General features: G+C 63.9%; 13 protein-coding genes. 5 read left to right on the forward strand and 8 right to left on the reverse strand.

Features of this window, described 5'->3' with window-relative positions; genetic code table 11:
• Positions 1–7: 7 nt before the first annotated feature.
• Complete coding sequence (gene pepN / locus J2Y63_RS04340) at positions 8–2653, reverse strand: aminopeptidase N (protein WP_435265107.1); 2646 nt, start codon at positions 2651–2653, stop codon at positions 8–10.
• A gap of 332 nt (positions 2654–2985) precedes the next feature.
• Here pepN and J2Y63_RS04345 point away from each other — a divergent pair, with 332 nt between their 5' ends.
• Positions 2986–3924, forward strand: coding sequence for a DMT family transporter (locus J2Y63_RS04345; protein ID WP_435265108.1), 939 nt, complete (start codon positions 2986–2988; stop codon positions 3922–3924).
• Here the strand turns inward: J2Y63_RS04345 and J2Y63_RS04350 are convergent.
• The 7 genes from J2Y63_RS04350 to J2Y63_RS04380 all read right to left on the reverse strand — a co-directional run bounded on the left by J2Y63_RS04350 (position 3915) and on the right by J2Y63_RS04380 (position 10875).
• Positions 3915–5201, reverse strand: coding sequence for an MFS transporter (locus tag J2Y63_RS04350; protein WP_435265109.1), 1287 nt, complete (start codon positions 5199–5201; stop codon positions 3915–3917). The two genes, J2Y63_RS04345 and J2Y63_RS04350, sit on opposite strands and share 10 nt — an antisense overlap.
• Before the next feature lie 389 nt (positions 5202–5590).
• Positions 5591–5734, reverse strand: a complete 144-nt coding sequence (locus tag J2Y63_RS04355) for a hypothetical protein (protein ID WP_256120874.1) — start codon at positions 5732–5734, stop codon at positions 5591–5593.
• Positions 5735–5792: 58 nt separating this feature from the next.
• The gene (locus tag J2Y63_RS04360; protein WP_256120875.1) at positions 5793–5972 is read right to left on the reverse strand and encodes a hypothetical protein; all 180 of its coding nucleotides are present in this window, start codon (positions 5970–5972) and stop codon (positions 5793–5795) included.
• 210 nt (positions 5973–6182) lie between these two features.
• Positions 6183–7043: a uracil-DNA glycosylase gene (locus tag J2Y63_RS04365; RefSeq protein ID WP_435265110.1), complete on the reverse strand. Its 861-nt coding sequence runs from the start codon at positions 7041–7043 to the stop codon at positions 6183–6185.
• A 45-nt stretch (positions 7044–7088) separates the two neighbouring features.
• Entirely contained in the window at positions 7089–8381 is a 1293-nt protein-coding gene (locus tag J2Y63_RS04370) for an Hsp70 family protein (protein WP_435265111.1), read from the reverse strand.
• Between the two features lie 277 nt (positions 8382–8658).
• A complete protein-coding gene (locus tag J2Y63_RS04375; RefSeq protein ID WP_435265112.1) occupies positions 8659–9447 on the reverse strand; it encodes an SDR family oxidoreductase in 789 nt (262 codons plus the stop codon).
• Between the two features lie 24 nt (positions 9448–9471).
• Positions 9472–10875, reverse strand: a complete 1404-nt coding sequence (locus tag J2Y63_RS04380) for an FAD-binding oxidoreductase (RefSeq protein ID WP_435265113.1) — start codon at positions 10873–10875, stop codon at positions 9472–9474.
• Positions 10876–11153: 278 nt separating this feature from the next.
• Here J2Y63_RS04380 and J2Y63_RS04385 point away from each other — a divergent pair, with 278 nt between their 5' ends.
• The 4 genes from J2Y63_RS04385 to J2Y63_RS04400 all read left to right on the forward strand — a co-directional run bounded on the left by J2Y63_RS04385 (position 11154) and on the right by J2Y63_RS04400 (position 15590).
• Positions 11154–12818, forward strand: coding sequence for an electron transfer flavoprotein-ubiquinone oxidoreductase (locus tag J2Y63_RS04385; RefSeq protein WP_435265114.1), 1665 nt, complete (start codon positions 11154–11156; stop codon positions 12816–12818).
• Positions 12819–12904: 86 nt separating this feature from the next.
• Positions 12905–13468, forward strand: a complete 564-nt coding sequence (locus tag J2Y63_RS04390) for a hypothetical protein (RefSeq protein ID WP_435265115.1) — start codon at positions 12905–12907, stop codon at positions 13466–13468.
• A 145-nt stretch (positions 13469–13613) separates the two neighbouring features.
• Entirely contained in the window at positions 13614–14243 is a 630-nt protein-coding gene (locus J2Y63_RS04395; RefSeq protein ID WP_435265116.1) for a L,D-transpeptidase, read from the forward strand.
• Positions 14244–14591: 348 nt separating this feature from the next.
• Complete coding sequence (locus J2Y63_RS04400) at positions 14592–15590, forward strand: ABC transporter substrate-binding protein (RefSeq protein WP_435265117.1); 999 nt, start codon at positions 14592–14594, stop codon at positions 15588–15590.
• Positions 15591–15706: the final 116 nt, after the last annotated feature.

Below are 15706 nucleotides of genomic sequence, written 5' to 3' on the forward strand. Positions count from 1 at the left end.
GAGGAGATTAACCCTTCAGCATGCGCTCCACGATGTCCGAGACGTCTGACGACAGCTTTTCGCCTGCGGCAATGCTGCGCAGCGCGTTGCGGGCGTGGTCGGAGCGCACTTCCTCCAGCGCGCGCCAGGAGCGCATGGAGGTGAGAATGCGGGCGGCGAGCTGCGGGTTCTTCGGGTCGATTTCCAGGATCTGCTCGGCGAGGAACCGGTAGCCGGCGCCGTCCGCCCGGTTGAAGCCGGTGGGGTTGGAGAAGGCGAAGGTGCCGACAAGCGCGCGCATGCGGTTCGGGTTCGTCTTGTTGAAAAGCGGGCTTTCCATCAGCGCCTTGACGCGCTCCAGCGCACCATCGCCCGGAATGGTCGACTGGATGGAGAACCACTTGTCGATGACCAGAGCGTTGTCGGCAAAGCGCGCGCGGAAGGTTTCGAGCGCTGCCGCCGTCTCCGACGCATCCGGGAAGCGGTGGGCGAGCACGGTAAGGGCTGCGCTGAGGTCCGTCATGTTGTCGGCCGCCGCGAAAGCTTCCACGGCGCGGGCCGGCGTGCCGTCGGCGACGGCGAGATAGGCGAGAGCGGCATTGCGCAGCGCCCGGTGGCCGGCGCCTTCCGCATCCGGCATGAAGGCACCTTCGATGCGGTGGCGCTCGAAGAGGTCGGCGAAGACGGCGGGATCGCGGTTCGCCACGAAGGCGAGCACGGCCTCGCGGCCGGAGCGGATGGCGTCCGGATCATTGTTGCTGCCGAGCTCGCGCGCGATGTCGGATTCGGACGGTAGCGCGAGCGCCTGCGCCCGGAAGGCGGGCTCCAGCGTCTCGTCGCCAGCAATGGCAATCAACGTGTCGGCAAGAACCGGGTTCGTCTCGACCGACGTGCCGGCGCGCGCCTTGCGTGCCGCGTCCACGAGGTTCGGAAGCGCCAGGTCGTTCAGCGCCTGCCAGCGGGCGAAGAGATCGCTGTCATGGCGCGCGATATGGGCGAGGTCGGCGGGCGCCTGCTCGAAATGCAGGTTGATCGGCGCCGAAAAACTGCGGTTGAGCGAAACGACCGGACGCGAGGTAACGCCGGAGAAGGTCACCGTTTGGCGGCGTTCCTTGAGGTGCAGCACGTCGCCGGTCACCTCGGCGCCGCTGGTGGCGGGCGTCACCTCCGAGCCATCGGCGGAGATCAGGCCGAAGCGCAGCGGAATGTGCATCGGCTCCTTCGTGCTCTGGCCCGGCGTCGGCGGGATCATCTGTTCCAGCGACAGCGTGAATTCGCCCTTGCCCTGGTCGTAGCTCGACGAGATGCTGACCAGCGGCGTGCCGGCCTGATGGTACCAGAGCGAGAACTGCGTGAGGTCGACGCCGTTCGCCTCCTCGAAGCATTTGACGAAATCCTCGATCGTCGCGGCATCGCCGTCATGACGTTCGAAATAGAGGTCCATGCCCTTCTTGAAGCCGTCCCGGCCGACGATGGTCGCGATCATGCGCGTCACCTCGGAGCCCTTTTCGTAGACGGTCGTCGTATAGAAGTTGTTGATTTCGCGGTATTTCGTCGGGCGCACCGGATGGGCGAGGGGGCCGGCATCCTCGGGGAACTGCTCCGACTTCAGGTGCCTCACTTCCGCGATGCGCTTGACCGCGCGCGAACGCTGGTCGGCGGAGAATTCGTGGTCGCGATAGACCGTCAGGCCTTCCTTCAGGCACAGCTGGAACCAGTCGCGGCAGGTGACGCGGTTGCCGGTCCAGTTGTGGAAATATTCGTGCGCGATGATCGCCTCGATATTCGCATAGTCTTGGTCGGTCGCGATTTCCGGGTCGGCAAGCACGTATTTGTCGTTGAAGACGTTGAGCCCCTTGTTCTCCATGGCGCCCATGTTGAAGTCGGAGACGGCGACGATCATGAAGATGTCGAGGTCGTATTCGCGGCCGAACACCTCCTCGTCCCACTTCATCGAGCGCTTCAGCGCGTCCATGGCATAGGCCGCGCGCGGCTCCTTGCCATGCTCGACATAGATCTTCAGCGTCACCTCACGGCCGGACAGCGTGGTGAACGTGTCTTCCACGACGCCGAGATCGCCGGCGACCAGCGCGAATAGGTACGAAGGCTTGGGATGCGGATCGAACCAGGCGGCGAAATGTTTGCCTTCGCCGTAACCGGCACCGCCCAAAAAGTTGCCGTTAGACAAGAGCAGCGGGCAGCTCGCCTTGTCGGCGATGATGTTGACCGTATAGACCGCCAGCACGTCCGGCCGGTCGGGGAAATAGGTGATGCGGCGGAAACCTTCCGCCTCGCACTGGGTGCAGTAGACGCCGTTCGTGCGGTAGAGGCCCATCAGCTGGGTGTTGGCCTCCGGATTGATCATCGTGGTGATGGTGATCTCGAAGGGTTCCGTCGCCGGCAGGTCGCGGATGGTCAGGCTATCCGGCGTCGCGTCGTAGCGCGCGGCATCCAGCTCCATCTGGTCGAACAGCAGGCCGGTCATGACGAGCTCGTCGCCGTCGAGAACCAGCGGTGCCGCAAGATCGGCGCCTTCGCGGCGATGGAAGATCAGCCGCGCCTCGACCTTGGTCTCCGTCGGATCCAGTTCGAAGGTCAAATCGACGCGCTCGAGAACAAAGTCGGTCTGGCGATAATCTGCCAGATGAATGATCCGGCCGTTCTCTGTCCGCATGGATATGTCCTGCATTTTTGCCGTCCGGCCCGAATCGTTCTGTACAACGCTACGGACTACAAGGACGGTCTGCCCCCAGTTCCATGGATAGATATGCTTATTCGCTTAACATCTCATTTCCAGCCGACCCCCATTCACAATTTTGTGCCTTGTTGGCACAGAAGGTCCGGCTTGCGCCGGATCGCTGGGTTCCGATCAAAAATATCCGCGACGCATCACCAGAATTGATCCCATCCGGCGGCCAATCCCGCTAGACTTGCAATCCTCTGTATCGGTTCTCCGGTCTCTCTCAACGCCTGATGCCACGGCCAGCCGGTCGTGACGAGTTCCCTATGGACATGCCATACCCGAACCCCATGCGGGGCATTTTCCTCAAGGTTACCTCCGTGGTGATCTTCCTCTGCATGTCCACGCTCATCAAGGCGGCCGGCAAGGATCTTCCGGCCGGGCAGATCACCTTCCTGCGCTCCGCCTTCGCCATGGTGCCGATCATCGTCTTCCTGGCAGCGCAGGGCCAGTTGCGTGGAGCGTTTCGCACCAACGACATTTTCGGTCATTTCAAGCGCGGCATCATCGGCATCCTCTCCATGGGCTTCGGCTTCTACGGCCTCGTGCACCTGCCGCTGCCGGAATCGATCGCGCTCGGTTATGCGCTGCCGCTCGTCACCGTGGTCATCGCCGCCGTCTTCCTCAAGGAGAAGGTCGGCATCTATCGCTGGTCAGCCGTTCTCGTAGGGCTGGTGGGTGTGGCCATCATCAGCTGGCCGCGCCTGACGCTGTTTCGCGATGGCGGCTTCGGCTCGTCGGAGGCGATGGGCGCGCTCGCCATGCTGGCCTTCGCTGTGCTCGGCTCCATTGCCATGGTTCTGGTGCGAAAGCTCGTGCAGACCGAACGAACGCCGACCATCGTGCTCTATTTCTCGCTGTTCGCGTCGATCTTCTCGCTCGGCACGCTGCCATTCGGCTGGGCCGAGCTGAGCTGGCAGGCGCTCGGCCTGATGGCGCTTGCCGGCTTCTGCGGCGGGATCGCGCAGATCATGCTGACGCAGAGCTATCGTTATGCGGATGTCTCCACCATTGCGCCGTTCGAATATACCTCGATCGTGCTCGGCCTGATCATCGGCTATTTCCTGTTCGGCGACGTGCCGACCGGCACGATGCTGACGGGCACCGCCATCGTCGTCGTCGCCGGCATCTTCGTGATCCTGCGCGAGCACCAGCTCGACCTGAAGCGCCGCGCGGCGCTGAAGCACCAGACCCCTCAGGGCTGACGCCAGTCCGGCGTGGTCGTGTCCTCCAGGCGCTCCTCCGTCACCGCATCCGGCTGGAGAGCGCCCGCTGCGGCATCCGCACCCAGCGGCTGCGCGGTCATCGCCTGGAAATCCGTCTTGGCGACCAGACCGTCATTCGCCTCGCGCCGGCTGATGCGCCAGGCGGCATAGGCGCAATAGAGCAGGAAATAGACCGCCAGCACGACGAAGAGGGAGCCAGGCCCGAAGCGGTCCATAATCGGCCCGACCATCAGCGGTCCGGAAATCGTGCCGACACCATAGACGATCATCATGCCGGAAGAGACCTCGACATATTCGTCCGGCTGCGCGCGGTCGTTCGCGTGCGCGACGTTCAGCGCATAGATCGGGAAAATGACCGATCCGACGAAGGCGGCGACGATGTAGAGCAGTACCGGCGACCCGCCGGCGACGAAAGCCATGGCAAGGCAGGACAGCGTGCCGACGAGGCCGCAGGCGACCATGACGAGGCGGCGGTCCATGCGGTCCGAGGCGCGGCCGATCGGGATCTGCGCGATGGCGCTGCCGAGCAGCACGCAGGCGAGCAGCGTGGCGCCCTCGGCCGTCGAAAGGCCGATGCGCTGTGTGAACACGCCGCCAAGGTTCAGCCACGCGCCCGAGAGCGCGCCGGCAAGAAACGCGCCGACGACGGCGACGGGCGAGCGCCGGTAGAGTTTTGCCACGTCGAACCGCGCCTGCGTCGGCGGTGCCGGCAGCGGCGAAGAGGTGAGCGCCGTCGGCAGCAGCGCGACGGAGAAGATGATGCCGCAGAGAATGAAGAGCGAGGTGTTGGACGGGTCGCCGAGCGGCACCAGATATTGCCCGCCGATCGTGCCGACCATGGTGGTGATCAGATAGACGGAAAAGATTGAGCCGCGGTTCTCATTGGTCACGCGCTCGTTCAGCCAGCTCTCGATGATGAGATAGCTGCCGGAAATGGCAAAACCCGACATGGCACGAAACAGCATCCAGGCGCGCCAGTCGACGACGAGGGCGCAGAGCAGGATGCCGATGGCGAGCAGTGTGATCAGCGCCACGAAAACGCGCACATGGCCGACAAGCAGCACGAATTTCGGCGTGACGATGCAGGAGAGCGTGAAACCGATCGTGTAGCCGGTGGCGATCATCGAGATCGTCTGCGTCGACCATCCCTCCGCGACCGCGCGCACCGGCACGACATAACTTTGCAGCCCGAAGGCCACCATCATCAGCAGGGTGGACAGCATCAGGCTGAGAATGGAGACGAGGCTCGCCAGCATGGGGGCTCCGCAGGAGTGGCGCCGCGCGGCGCGTTCAGTGTGCGAGTGTCGCTCTATTGCGGACGCGTTGCGCTGTCCACTGCGACAGCGGCTGACGTAAAAAACAGGAAGATTGTCGGGAGGGTTCAGGAGGTGAGCGAATTCCCGGCACGGTTGTGCTAAAGGGAATTGTCGAGGCGAAAGCCTCGGCGCAATGAAAAGAGGTGAGACGATTGAAAATCCGGCTTACGCTGACGATCAGGTTCAGAGGTTGGCGCTTCACCCTGGCCATCAGCTAAGAAAACGGAGATCGGGCTTCGGCCCGGTCTCCACCGGAGGAAAGTCGTCTCACCTCCTCACGAGGGAAACATTACCACAGTGCCCGCGGCTTTCAAAGCCACGGCCGGCCGTCAGTTTGGCAGGAAGGCCTTGAGTGGGTCGCGGCGCTGCGCCGCATCGCGCGGCAGCGAGGCCAGCACGGAATATTCCCGGGCGGCATTCACGGCGGCGCGGATGTCGGCAATATCGGACATCAATTTGCGAAAGGCGGCCATGGTCTGCTCCTGGGTTCGGGTTGCATCGGGCGGCGCCGTGTGGCGCAGCACCCGCGTATCAGCGCTGGATGAACTCGGAGAAGAGCTGAACGGGGCGGTTGATGCGGGCGAAGCCGGTGGCCGTGAGCTGCTCGTTGGCCGGGGCAGCGATGCCGCCGAAACCATGGCCGGCGCGAAGACCGGAGTGGCGGAGCGTCTCGAAGCTCGAATGGATGGGCCGAAAGCGGGCGGCGGTCATGGGTCTGTTCCTTAAATCCTGTCCTCCCGTACTCTTATATTGCGCCGCAACATGAGTTTTGCAATGCGACATTCTGCCCGGCAGATATGTGCAATTCGCATGGCTGCTGAAACAATTTGTTCATGCCTGAGGCAGAATAGCGACTCATTGTGGGACGACGCGCAAGCGTCGAGCGCCAAGCCATTGAAAAGACTGAGGGAGGCCGGTCGCCTAGCCGCTGAGCCCTGCACGAAAAGCGAGCAGATCCTGCCAGGCAAGGCGCTTGCTGATCGGCGCCGTCGCCAGATCCTGCGGGTGCAAAGTCGCAAAAGCCGGAATTTTCTGGCCGGAAATCGTGATCTCCCGCCATTCGCCGCGCAATTGGTGGATCGTATCGTTCGATCGGAACAGGAATCGCGCGGCAAAATTGCCGAGTACGAGCAGGTGATTCGGCTCGGCAAGTGCGATCTGCCGCTCGATGAAGGGGCGGCAGATATCCGCCTCGCGCTGCGACGGCGGCCGGTTGCCCGGCGGCCGCCAGGGCACGACATTGGTGATGAGCAGATCGGCGCGCGCAAGCCCGATGCCGCCGAGCATGCGGTCGAGCATCGCGCCCTGCCGGCCGGAGAAGGGCAGACCGTCGCGGTCGTCCTCGGCATTCGGCATGGCGCCGATCACCATGACGGCGGGTTTGGCCTTGCCCTCAGCGAAGACGAGGCAGCGGGCGCTGGTCTTGAGGTTGCAGCCGTTAAAGGCCTCCATCGCGGTGCGCAGTTCGTCGAGCGAGCGCGCGCTGCTGGCGGCAAGCTCCGCTTCCGCCACCGCCTGGCCGTCCGGGATCGCGACATTCGGCAGGGGAGCGGCGGCCGCAGCGCGCGGCTGCTCCTGCCGGGTGGGCGCCTGTCGGGCCGGCGCTTGGGGCACAGGCGCTGCCTCCCGCTGCGGGACTACGCCGCGCGCCGCGCGCATCGCCTCGAACTCGGCGATACGGTCGACCGCCTCTTCTTCCAGCAGCCATTCCACGCCCGCATCCGCATAGAAATGCAGGAGCGATCGAAGCTGGTCGGGGTTGAGGTCGCGCGCGGTGTTCATGCCCTGCACCTTAGCGAAGCGAACCCGGCGAGGAAAGCGCCGCGCTCACGCCGCCCATTCGCCGACGTCGTCGCTTTCGCCGATCAGCGCCAGGCCATGGGCGATGGACAGCAGTTCGCCGCCGCTCTCGATCTTGGTTTCATCAAAGCGGCGCGTGAAGATGCGCCGTACAGCCGGCACGAAGGAGGTGCCGCCGGTCAAAAACACCTTGTCGATGGCATCAGGCGCCGTGTTGGTCTTCTCCAGCACCTCGTCGAGCGCGCCTTCGATGCGGGCGAGGTCCGGCGCGATCCACTCTTCGAAATCGGTGCGCCTGACCGTCTTGTGGCCGGCGCTGCCGAGCGGCGGGAAATGGAATTCCGCCTCGTCCGCGCCGGAAAGCGCCATCTTGGTCGCCGAAATCGCCTGGTAGAGCGGATAGCCCTCGTCATGCTCGACAAGGTCGATGAAGAGCTCCAGCTTTTCCGGCTCGATCGCCGAGCGGACCAGTGACTTGAGATCGGTGAACTCCCGCGTCGTCTTGAAGATCGACAGCTGGTTCCAGCGGGCGAAGTTGGCGTAGTAGCCGGAGGGCACTTCCAGCAGCTTGTCGAAGCTCTTGAAATAGGTGCCCTTGCCGATTTCCGGCGCCACGAGATGGCTGATCATGCGCGAATCGAAATGGTCGCCCGCAATGCCGACGCCCGAATGGCCGATCGGCGTTGCCGACAACTGGCCAGCCTTGCGCTCGAAGCGGATCAGCGAATAGTCCGTCGTGCCGCCGCCGAAGTCGGCGACCAGCACCGTCGCATCGCTCTTCAGCGTCTGCGCGAAATAATAGGCGGCCGCGACGGGCTCGTAGACATAGTGGATTTCCGGAAAGCCGAGCCGCGTCAGCGCCGCATTGTAGCGTTCGAGCGCCAGCGCCGGGTCGGGGCTTGCGCCGGCGAACTGTACCGGCCGCCCGGCAATCACACGCGACACGTCCCCCGGCCATTCGTCGCCCGCATAGGTTTTCAGCCGGCGCAGGAAGATTTCCATCAAGTCGTCGAAGGCATGCCGGCGCGCGAAGATCAGCGTGCCCTGGAACAGCGCGCTCGCCGCAAAAGTCTTGATCGATTGCAGGAAGCGGCAATCGCCGGGATTGTCGATGAACTGGCGGATCGCCGCCTGGCCCGCCTCGACCTTCAGCGCCTGCGCGCCGACCACCGGGTCCTTCATGAAGGAGAGCGCCGTGCGCATCGTGTCGGTGATGCCGACGCTGCTGGTGAAGGTCATGGACTGCGTGTCGCTGCCGCCCGTCGAAAGCGCCATGACCGTGTTCGTGGTGCCGAAATCAAGCCCGAGTGCCCGTGCCATCGCCGTGCCCCTATGATCGTCGAATTGTCTTGAAGCGAGGTGTGAAGCCCGCGCGCGAAAAGGGCGCGTCAGCGCGCGCCCGGAATTGGGAGAGGGCGCCAGATGGCACAGGCCGGCGCCGATGGCAAGCGCCTAGGACCAATCGCCATTCAGTCCATGCCGGCCTGCAAATGGCGATCTTCCGCGCTTCCGGTGCTCACGTACCGAAAGTACGCTGCGCTCCGGATCACGGAAACTCACCATTTTCGGCACGGCCTGAACTGAATGGCGATTGGTCCTAGACCGAGCGCGCCGCTCCGCCGTCGCAGCGCACGAGGCTGCCGGTGACGTAGCTTGCCGGCGCGCTGCACAGGAAGGCGGCGGTGGCGGCGAACTCCTCCACCGTGCCGTAGCGCCGGGCGGGAATGGCCTTTTCCGAGGCCGCGCGCACATCGTCCACGCTCTTGCCGCTGCGTTCGGCGGCCGCGGCGTCCAGGCTCTTCAGCCGGTCGGTCATGATGCTGCCGGGTAGCAGCATGTTGCTGGTGATGCCGTATTGCGCGACTTCGCTCGCCAGCGTCTTCGACCAGCCGGCAAGCGCGGGGCGTAGCGTGTTGGACAGCGCGAGGCCGGAGATCGGCTCGATCACGCCGGAGGAGGCGACCGTCAGGATGCGGCCCCAGCCTTGCTGCTTCATGCCGGGCAGCAGCCGGTTGGTGAGGGTGATGATCCTCAGCACCATGGAATTGAAGTAGGTGGCGAGCATTTCCTCGCTCATGTCTTCGGTCGAGCCCGGCGTCGGTCCGCCGGAATTGTTGATGAGGATATCGACACCGCCGAGCTTGTCGGCAACGCCCTTCACGATGGTCTCGACAAAGCCCTCGTCGCTCAGATCCGCCTGCACCCAGTCTGCGCGGCCAAAACCTTCCGCATTGATCGCGTCGCAATTGGCCTGGAGCGTCTCGGCGCTGCGGCCGCAGAGCAGCACATGTGCACCCTCGCGGGCGAGCGCCACCGCGATGCCTTTGCCGAGGCCGCGGGAGGAAGCGAGGATGAGGGCGCGTTTGCCGGCGATGCCGAGGTCCATGGCGATGTCTCCTAGTGCTGGGGCTCAGTCGGCGCGGTAGGGCACCTTGCCCGGATTGAACAGGTTTTTCGGGTCGAGCGCCGCCTTGATCGCCTGCGCCACCGCGCGGCGGGCGGGGTTGCCGTAGGTCAGATAGGCACGGCGCTTCTCTGTTCCCACCCCGTGTTCTGCGGAAAAACTGCCGCCGAATTCCGCAACGCCGGTATAGACCGCGTCCTCGATCGGCGCCTTCAGCGCCGGAGCCGCGACGCCCTCGCCGATGACGGAAAGGTGCAGGTTGCCGTCGGCGATATGGCCGTAGACGTAGGCGTCGAAGCCGGGGTCGATGGCCCTCAGTCGCGCCCGCAGGCCCGCGACATAATCGTCGAGCGAGCCGGGCGGCACGGAGACATCGTAGGAGGGGGCGGCGGGAAAATGCCGGTACATGAAGTCGCCGTCCTCGCGCAGCGCCCAGAAGCGGCGCGCCTGGTCGAGCGAGGCGGCGACGATGCCGCTTGTCAGTCCGTGCTCCTCCCAGAGGCCCGCAAGACCCTCTTCCAGCGCCTCGCGCGCCTGCTCTTCGCTTTCGGCGGAAACCTCCATCAGCAGGATTGCCGGCGTCTCGTCCTCCAGCCAGCCGAGATCGAAACCCTTGTCGCCCGCGCTGTCGCGCAGGTAGCGCTTCCACATCAACTCGGCGCCTTCGAGCTGCAAGGCGGGCTGGGCGCGGAAATGCGCGATGAGGGCAAGCGCGGAATTCGCATCACGCAGGCCGACGAGCGCCGTGGCGCGCATCGGGTTGAAGCTTTCGAGCTTCAGCACGGCGCGGGTGACGAAGCCGTAGGCACCTTCCGAGCCGATGAGGAGCTGCTTGATATCCGGCCCGGCGCTCACCTTCAGCACGCGCGTCAGGTCGCTGAACAGGGTGCCGTCCGGCATGACGGCCTCAATGCCAAGCACTTGGTGGCGCATGACGCCGTTGCGGAAGGCGAGGATGCCGCCGGCATTGGTGGCGATCATGCCGCCGATCGTGGCGCTGCCGCGCGCCGCAAGGTCGATGCCGGGAATGAGGCCCACCTCCGCTGTCGCCTCCTGAAGCGCCTGCAAGGTGACGCCGGCGCCGACGGTCACGGTGCGGGCGAGGGGATCGATCGCCTCGATGCGGTTGAGCCGCGCGGTGGAGAGAATCAGTTCGCCCGGCCCGCTGATGCCGCCGCCGACAAGACCGGTTCGGCCGCCCTGCGGCACGATCGGAACGTCGTTTTCGAGGCACCAGCGCACCACCGCGGCTGCGGCCTCGGGCGTTGCCGGTTCCGCCAGGGCGCCGGCACCAAAATTGTCGCGATGTTCGCCGGGATGCCGGTTTGCCAGCCGCTCGCTTCCGACAAGGTGAAGATCCTCGCCGAAATCGTTCAAGTCGCGTTGCAGCGATCGGATAATCTCGGTCATGGCAAGGGTCCCTCTGGCCTGGTGGCTGGCCGCAAATGCCTAGTCGGATGGTGATCCGGAATCAAGCGAGCAAGGGGATGCGGGAGCGACAATCGATTGACGTTTACGTTAAAGTCAATAAACTTCCGGCCCTGTCATGAGGTCATGCGCAAATGCAGGGAAAGTCTGTCGCAGAACGGCTCGACAAGGCTTGCGTCATTTGCCATGACAGGTGCCGACATGAGGCCGACCCGAGGGAATACCGTGGCTTTTGATGGGTTGCGGGGTGGAGAAGACGGATGAGCGAAGAAATGGAACTCCCCGAACGCGAGAGCATGGAATTCGACGTGGTGATCGTCGGCGCAGGCCCGGCGGGCCTGGCGGCCGCGATCCGGCTGAAGCAGGTCAATCCTGACCTCACCGTCGTCGTGCTCGAAAAGGGCTCTGAAGTCGGCGCGCATATTCTTTCCGGCGCCGTCGTCGATCCGATCGGCATCGACCGCCTGCTGCCCGATTGGCGCGCCGATGACAGCCATCCCTTCAAGACCGAAGTGACGGACGACCATTTCCTGCTGCTCGGCCCGGCCGGCTCCGTGCGCTTGCCGAACTTCGCCATGCCGCCGCTGATGAACAACCACGGCAATTACATCGTCTCGCTCGGCAATGTCTGTCGGTGGCTGGCGACGAAGGCGGAAGAGCTCGGCGTCGAGATTTATCCCGGCTTTGCCGCCACCGAAGTGCTCTACAATGACCAGGGCGCGGTGATCGGTGTGGCCACCGGCGACATGGGCATCGAGCGCAATGGCGAGCCCGGCCCGAACTTTACCCGCGGCATGGAGCTGCTCGGCAAATATACGCTGATCGGCGAAGGCGTGCGCGGCTCGCTCGCCAAGCAGCTCATTTCCAAATTCGATCTCCAGAAGGATCGTGAACCCCAGAAATTCGGCATCGGCCTGAAGGAACTCTGGCAGGTCAAGCCGGAGAACCATAGGCCCGGCCTAGTGCAGCACTCTTTCGGCTGGCCGCTCGGCATGAAGACCGGCGGCGGGTCCTTCCTCTATCACCTGGAAGACAACCTCGTCGCCGTCGGCTTCGTGGTGCACCTCAACTACAAGAACCCCTATCTCTTCCCCTTCGAGGAATTCCAGCGCTTCAAGACGCATCCGGCCATTCGCGGCACCTTCGAGGGCGGCAAGCGGCTCTCCTATGGCGCACGCGCCATCACCGAGGGCGGCTACCAGTCGGTGCCGAAGCTGTCCTTCCCCGGCGGCGCGCTGATCGGCTGCTCGGCCGGCTTCGTCAACGTGCCGCGCATCAAGGGCAGCCACAATGCGGTGCTGTCGGGTATCCTCGCCGCCGAAAAGCTTGCGGATGCCATCGCCCATGGCCGCGCCAATGACGAGCCGATCGAGATCGAGCAGGGCTGGCGCGACAGCGCCATCGGCTCGGACCTGCGCAAGGTCAGGAACGTCAAGCCGCTGTGGTCGAAGCTCGGCACGGCGCTCGGCGTCGCACTCGGCGGCCTCGACATGTGGACGAACACGCTGTTCGGCGGTTCGATCTTCGGCACGCTGAAACACGGAAAGACGGACGCGCAGTCGCTCGAACCGGCGGCAAAACACAAGCGCATCGACTATCCGAAGCCCGACGGTGTCCTCACCTTCGACCGTCTCTCCTCGGTGTTCCTGTCGAACACCAACCACGAGGAAGACCAGCCGGTCCACCTGCAGGTGAAGAACCCGGAACTGCAGAAGACCTCCGAGCTCGACGTCTATGCCGGCCCGTCCACCCGCTACTGTCCCGCCGGGGTCTATGAATGGGTGGAGAAGGACGGCAAGGACGTGTTCGTCATCAACGCGCAGAACTGCGTGCACTGCAAGACCTGCGACATCAAGGACCCCAACCAGAACATCAACTGGGTGCCGCCGCAGGGCGGTGAGGGGCCGGTCTATCCCAATATGTGATGCGGACGCGAGCCAAAAGCCAACGGGCCTCCCTGCTTGGTCTACTCCGGACCGGGGAGTTGGGGCCTCTCAAGCTTGGCCTCAGCATGATGGCGGTCTCCAATCTCTTGGGACCTCCCACTTGGTGGATGGAAGGAGGGAGCGATGATGCGCACGTTCCTCTCCTGTGGGGATATGGCCGTTATCTGGAAGTGCTTTTCAATCCAGCGCAGCCATATGAAGTCGTATCGATAAAGCTGGCGGCACTGCCACCAAATGGCGCCTCATATTTTCGTGCTGGAAAGATTGCCGTTTCTGCGGATGGTTTTGCCGGGGGAATGCGCTTGTCCGATTTTCTGCGCAGACCGATATGGCAATCGAGCGAACATATCTCCATCGGTGTGTGCGAGCCTGTTAGCTCCTACCCTGTTATCGACATCTGCACCACGAAGGTCCGTCTTGTTTGGTGCATGTCGACGGTAGGGGAGGACGCATTTGAAAAGCAAGTAGAAGCCGGTATGTCTGACGCCGTCCTCACCAGGAGCCGTGATGTTCTGTCAGATGGCTTCTTCGGCATACGCTCAACGGCTCATCCTCGCGAAGACCGCTTTCCCTCCGAGGGTTTTGCCGATTTTTCACGCGATGAATATCTCGCGCGAGTAGGGGATTGACTGCTTAAGCGCCAATGGAGCGCCTGCCCTTTTCTTGCCACGCACCTTAACATCGCCTGCAACCGCAGCGCGCCGCTTAACCGTCGATTAACCATAACCGCATAATTCTCAGCCCCGAGGATCATATATTCAAGGGGCTTTAACCATGTCGATTTCCCGCCGCGGATTTTTGCTCGGCGCATCCGCATTGCTCGCCGGCTGCGCGACGAACGGCACCAGCGACCGCGCCAATTACGGCGACCGGCTGGACGAGCAGCACCCGCTGAAGGCGATGCCGCTCGACAAGATCAAGCCGGAACTCCGCCGCCAGGAAGTCGCCTATGACACCCGTCATGCGGCCGGCACCATCGTCGTCGATACGCCGGAACGCCGGCTCTATTACGTGCTCGGTAATGGCCGCGCGATGCGCTACGGCATCGGCGTCGGACGCCAGGGCTATTCGCTTGCCGGTGGCGCCATCATTGGCCGCAAGGCGGAATGGCCGACCTGGACGCCGACGCCGAACATGATCCGCCGCGATCCCGGCAAGAACCGCAAATATGCCGGCGGCGTGCCCGGCGGCCTCAACAACCCGCTCGGCGCGCGCGCCATCTACCTCTACCAGGGCGGCAACGACACCATGTTCCGCATCCATGGCACCAACCAGCCATGGTCGATCGGCCAGGCCATGTCGAGCGGTTGCGTGCGCATGCTCAACCATGACGTGATCGATCTTTACCAGCGCGTGGCGGTCGGCGGCCGCGTGCATGTGATCCAGGGTCGCCGCGAGGCCTGATCTTGCCCCATGTCGCAACTGGAGCAGGCCGGCACATGCCGGCCTTTTCGTTTTGCGGTTTGAAAAAGCTGAATTGTATCATACCATTGCCCGCGTGATCCCCGACCCGGACAAAGTCGGGCGGGTCTCGAAGAATTGACCCCTCCATGACGCATAGAGGTCAATGGCAGACGCATTCGTACCGGCATTCGACCGCGTAGCTGCAAAAGTCGAGGATGCGGTATCGTGAACATGCAGGGCTTTCGGCCGGCCTGTCCACGATAGCCCGCAGAAGATCACGGGCCCGGCGCCGGCGGTGCAGCGGGCCCTTGTCGGCACAATGACACCGCCGAAAATGAGGGAACGGATATGAAACATCTTCTTGCTTCCACCTGCCTCGTCGCTGGCCTGCTTGCCATGACGGGTGCGGCGCGCGCCGAATGCGGCGACGTGACAATCGCCAGCATGAACTGGCAGAGCGCCGAGGTTCTCGCCGCACTCGACAAGTTCATCCTCACCGAAGGTTACGGCTGCAACGCCGAAGTCATCGTCGGCGACACCGTGCCGACCATCACCTCGATGATCGAGAAGGGCGAGCCGGACCTGGCGCCGGAAGGCTGGGTCGACCTGCTGCCGGACGTCGTCAACCGCGGCATCGAGGAAGGCAAGCTGATCGGCGCGGCGACCGCGCTGTCCGATGGCGCCGTGCAGGGCTGGTGGGTGCCGAAATACATCGTCGACGCCAACCCGGAGATCAAGACGATCGAGGACGCGCTGAAGCATCCGGAACTGTTCCCGGATCCGGAAGACAAGGCCAAGGGTTCCGTGCACAACGGCCCGCAGGGCTGGGGCGGTACGGTCGTGACCGGCCAGCTCTACAAGGCCTATGGCGGCGAAGGCGCGAACTTCACGCTGGTCGACACGGGTTCGGCTGCCGGCCTCGACGGCTCGATCGCCAAGGCCTACGAGCGCAAGGAAGGCTGGGTCGGCTATTACTGGGCGCCGACGGCCCTTCTCGGCAAGTACGAGATGGTGAAGCTCGAACACGGCGTTCCCTACGACGCCGCCGAGTGGAAGCGCTGCAACACGGTCGCCGATTGCGCAGACCCGAAGAAGAACGACTGGCCGAAGGACAAGGTCCAGACGCTGGTGACGAAGACCTTCTCCGAGCGCGCCGGCGCCGATGTCATGGGCTACCTGAACAAGCGTTCGTGGAGCAACGACACGGTCAACAAGCTGATGGCCTGGATGACCGACAACCAGGCGAGCGGCGACGATGGCGCCAAGCACTTCCTGGAAGAGAACGAAGCCCTCTGGAAGGACTGGGTCTCGCCGGACGCCGCCGAAAAGATCAAGGCTGCTCTCTGATCACGCCATCGGGCGGCGCGTCCTCGGGCGCGCCGCCCTTCGTTTTAGCGCATGCCGTTGGCGCAAATCGATGCGCACATCCCGGCGACATGCATCAGGGTTGGCTTAAAGACCGG

Origin of the sequence: Shinella sp. BE166 (assembly GCF_051201095.1) — a bacterium.
Lineage (GTDB): Bacteria > Pseudomonadota > Alphaproteobacteria > Rhizobiales > Rhizobiaceae > Shinella > Shinella lacus.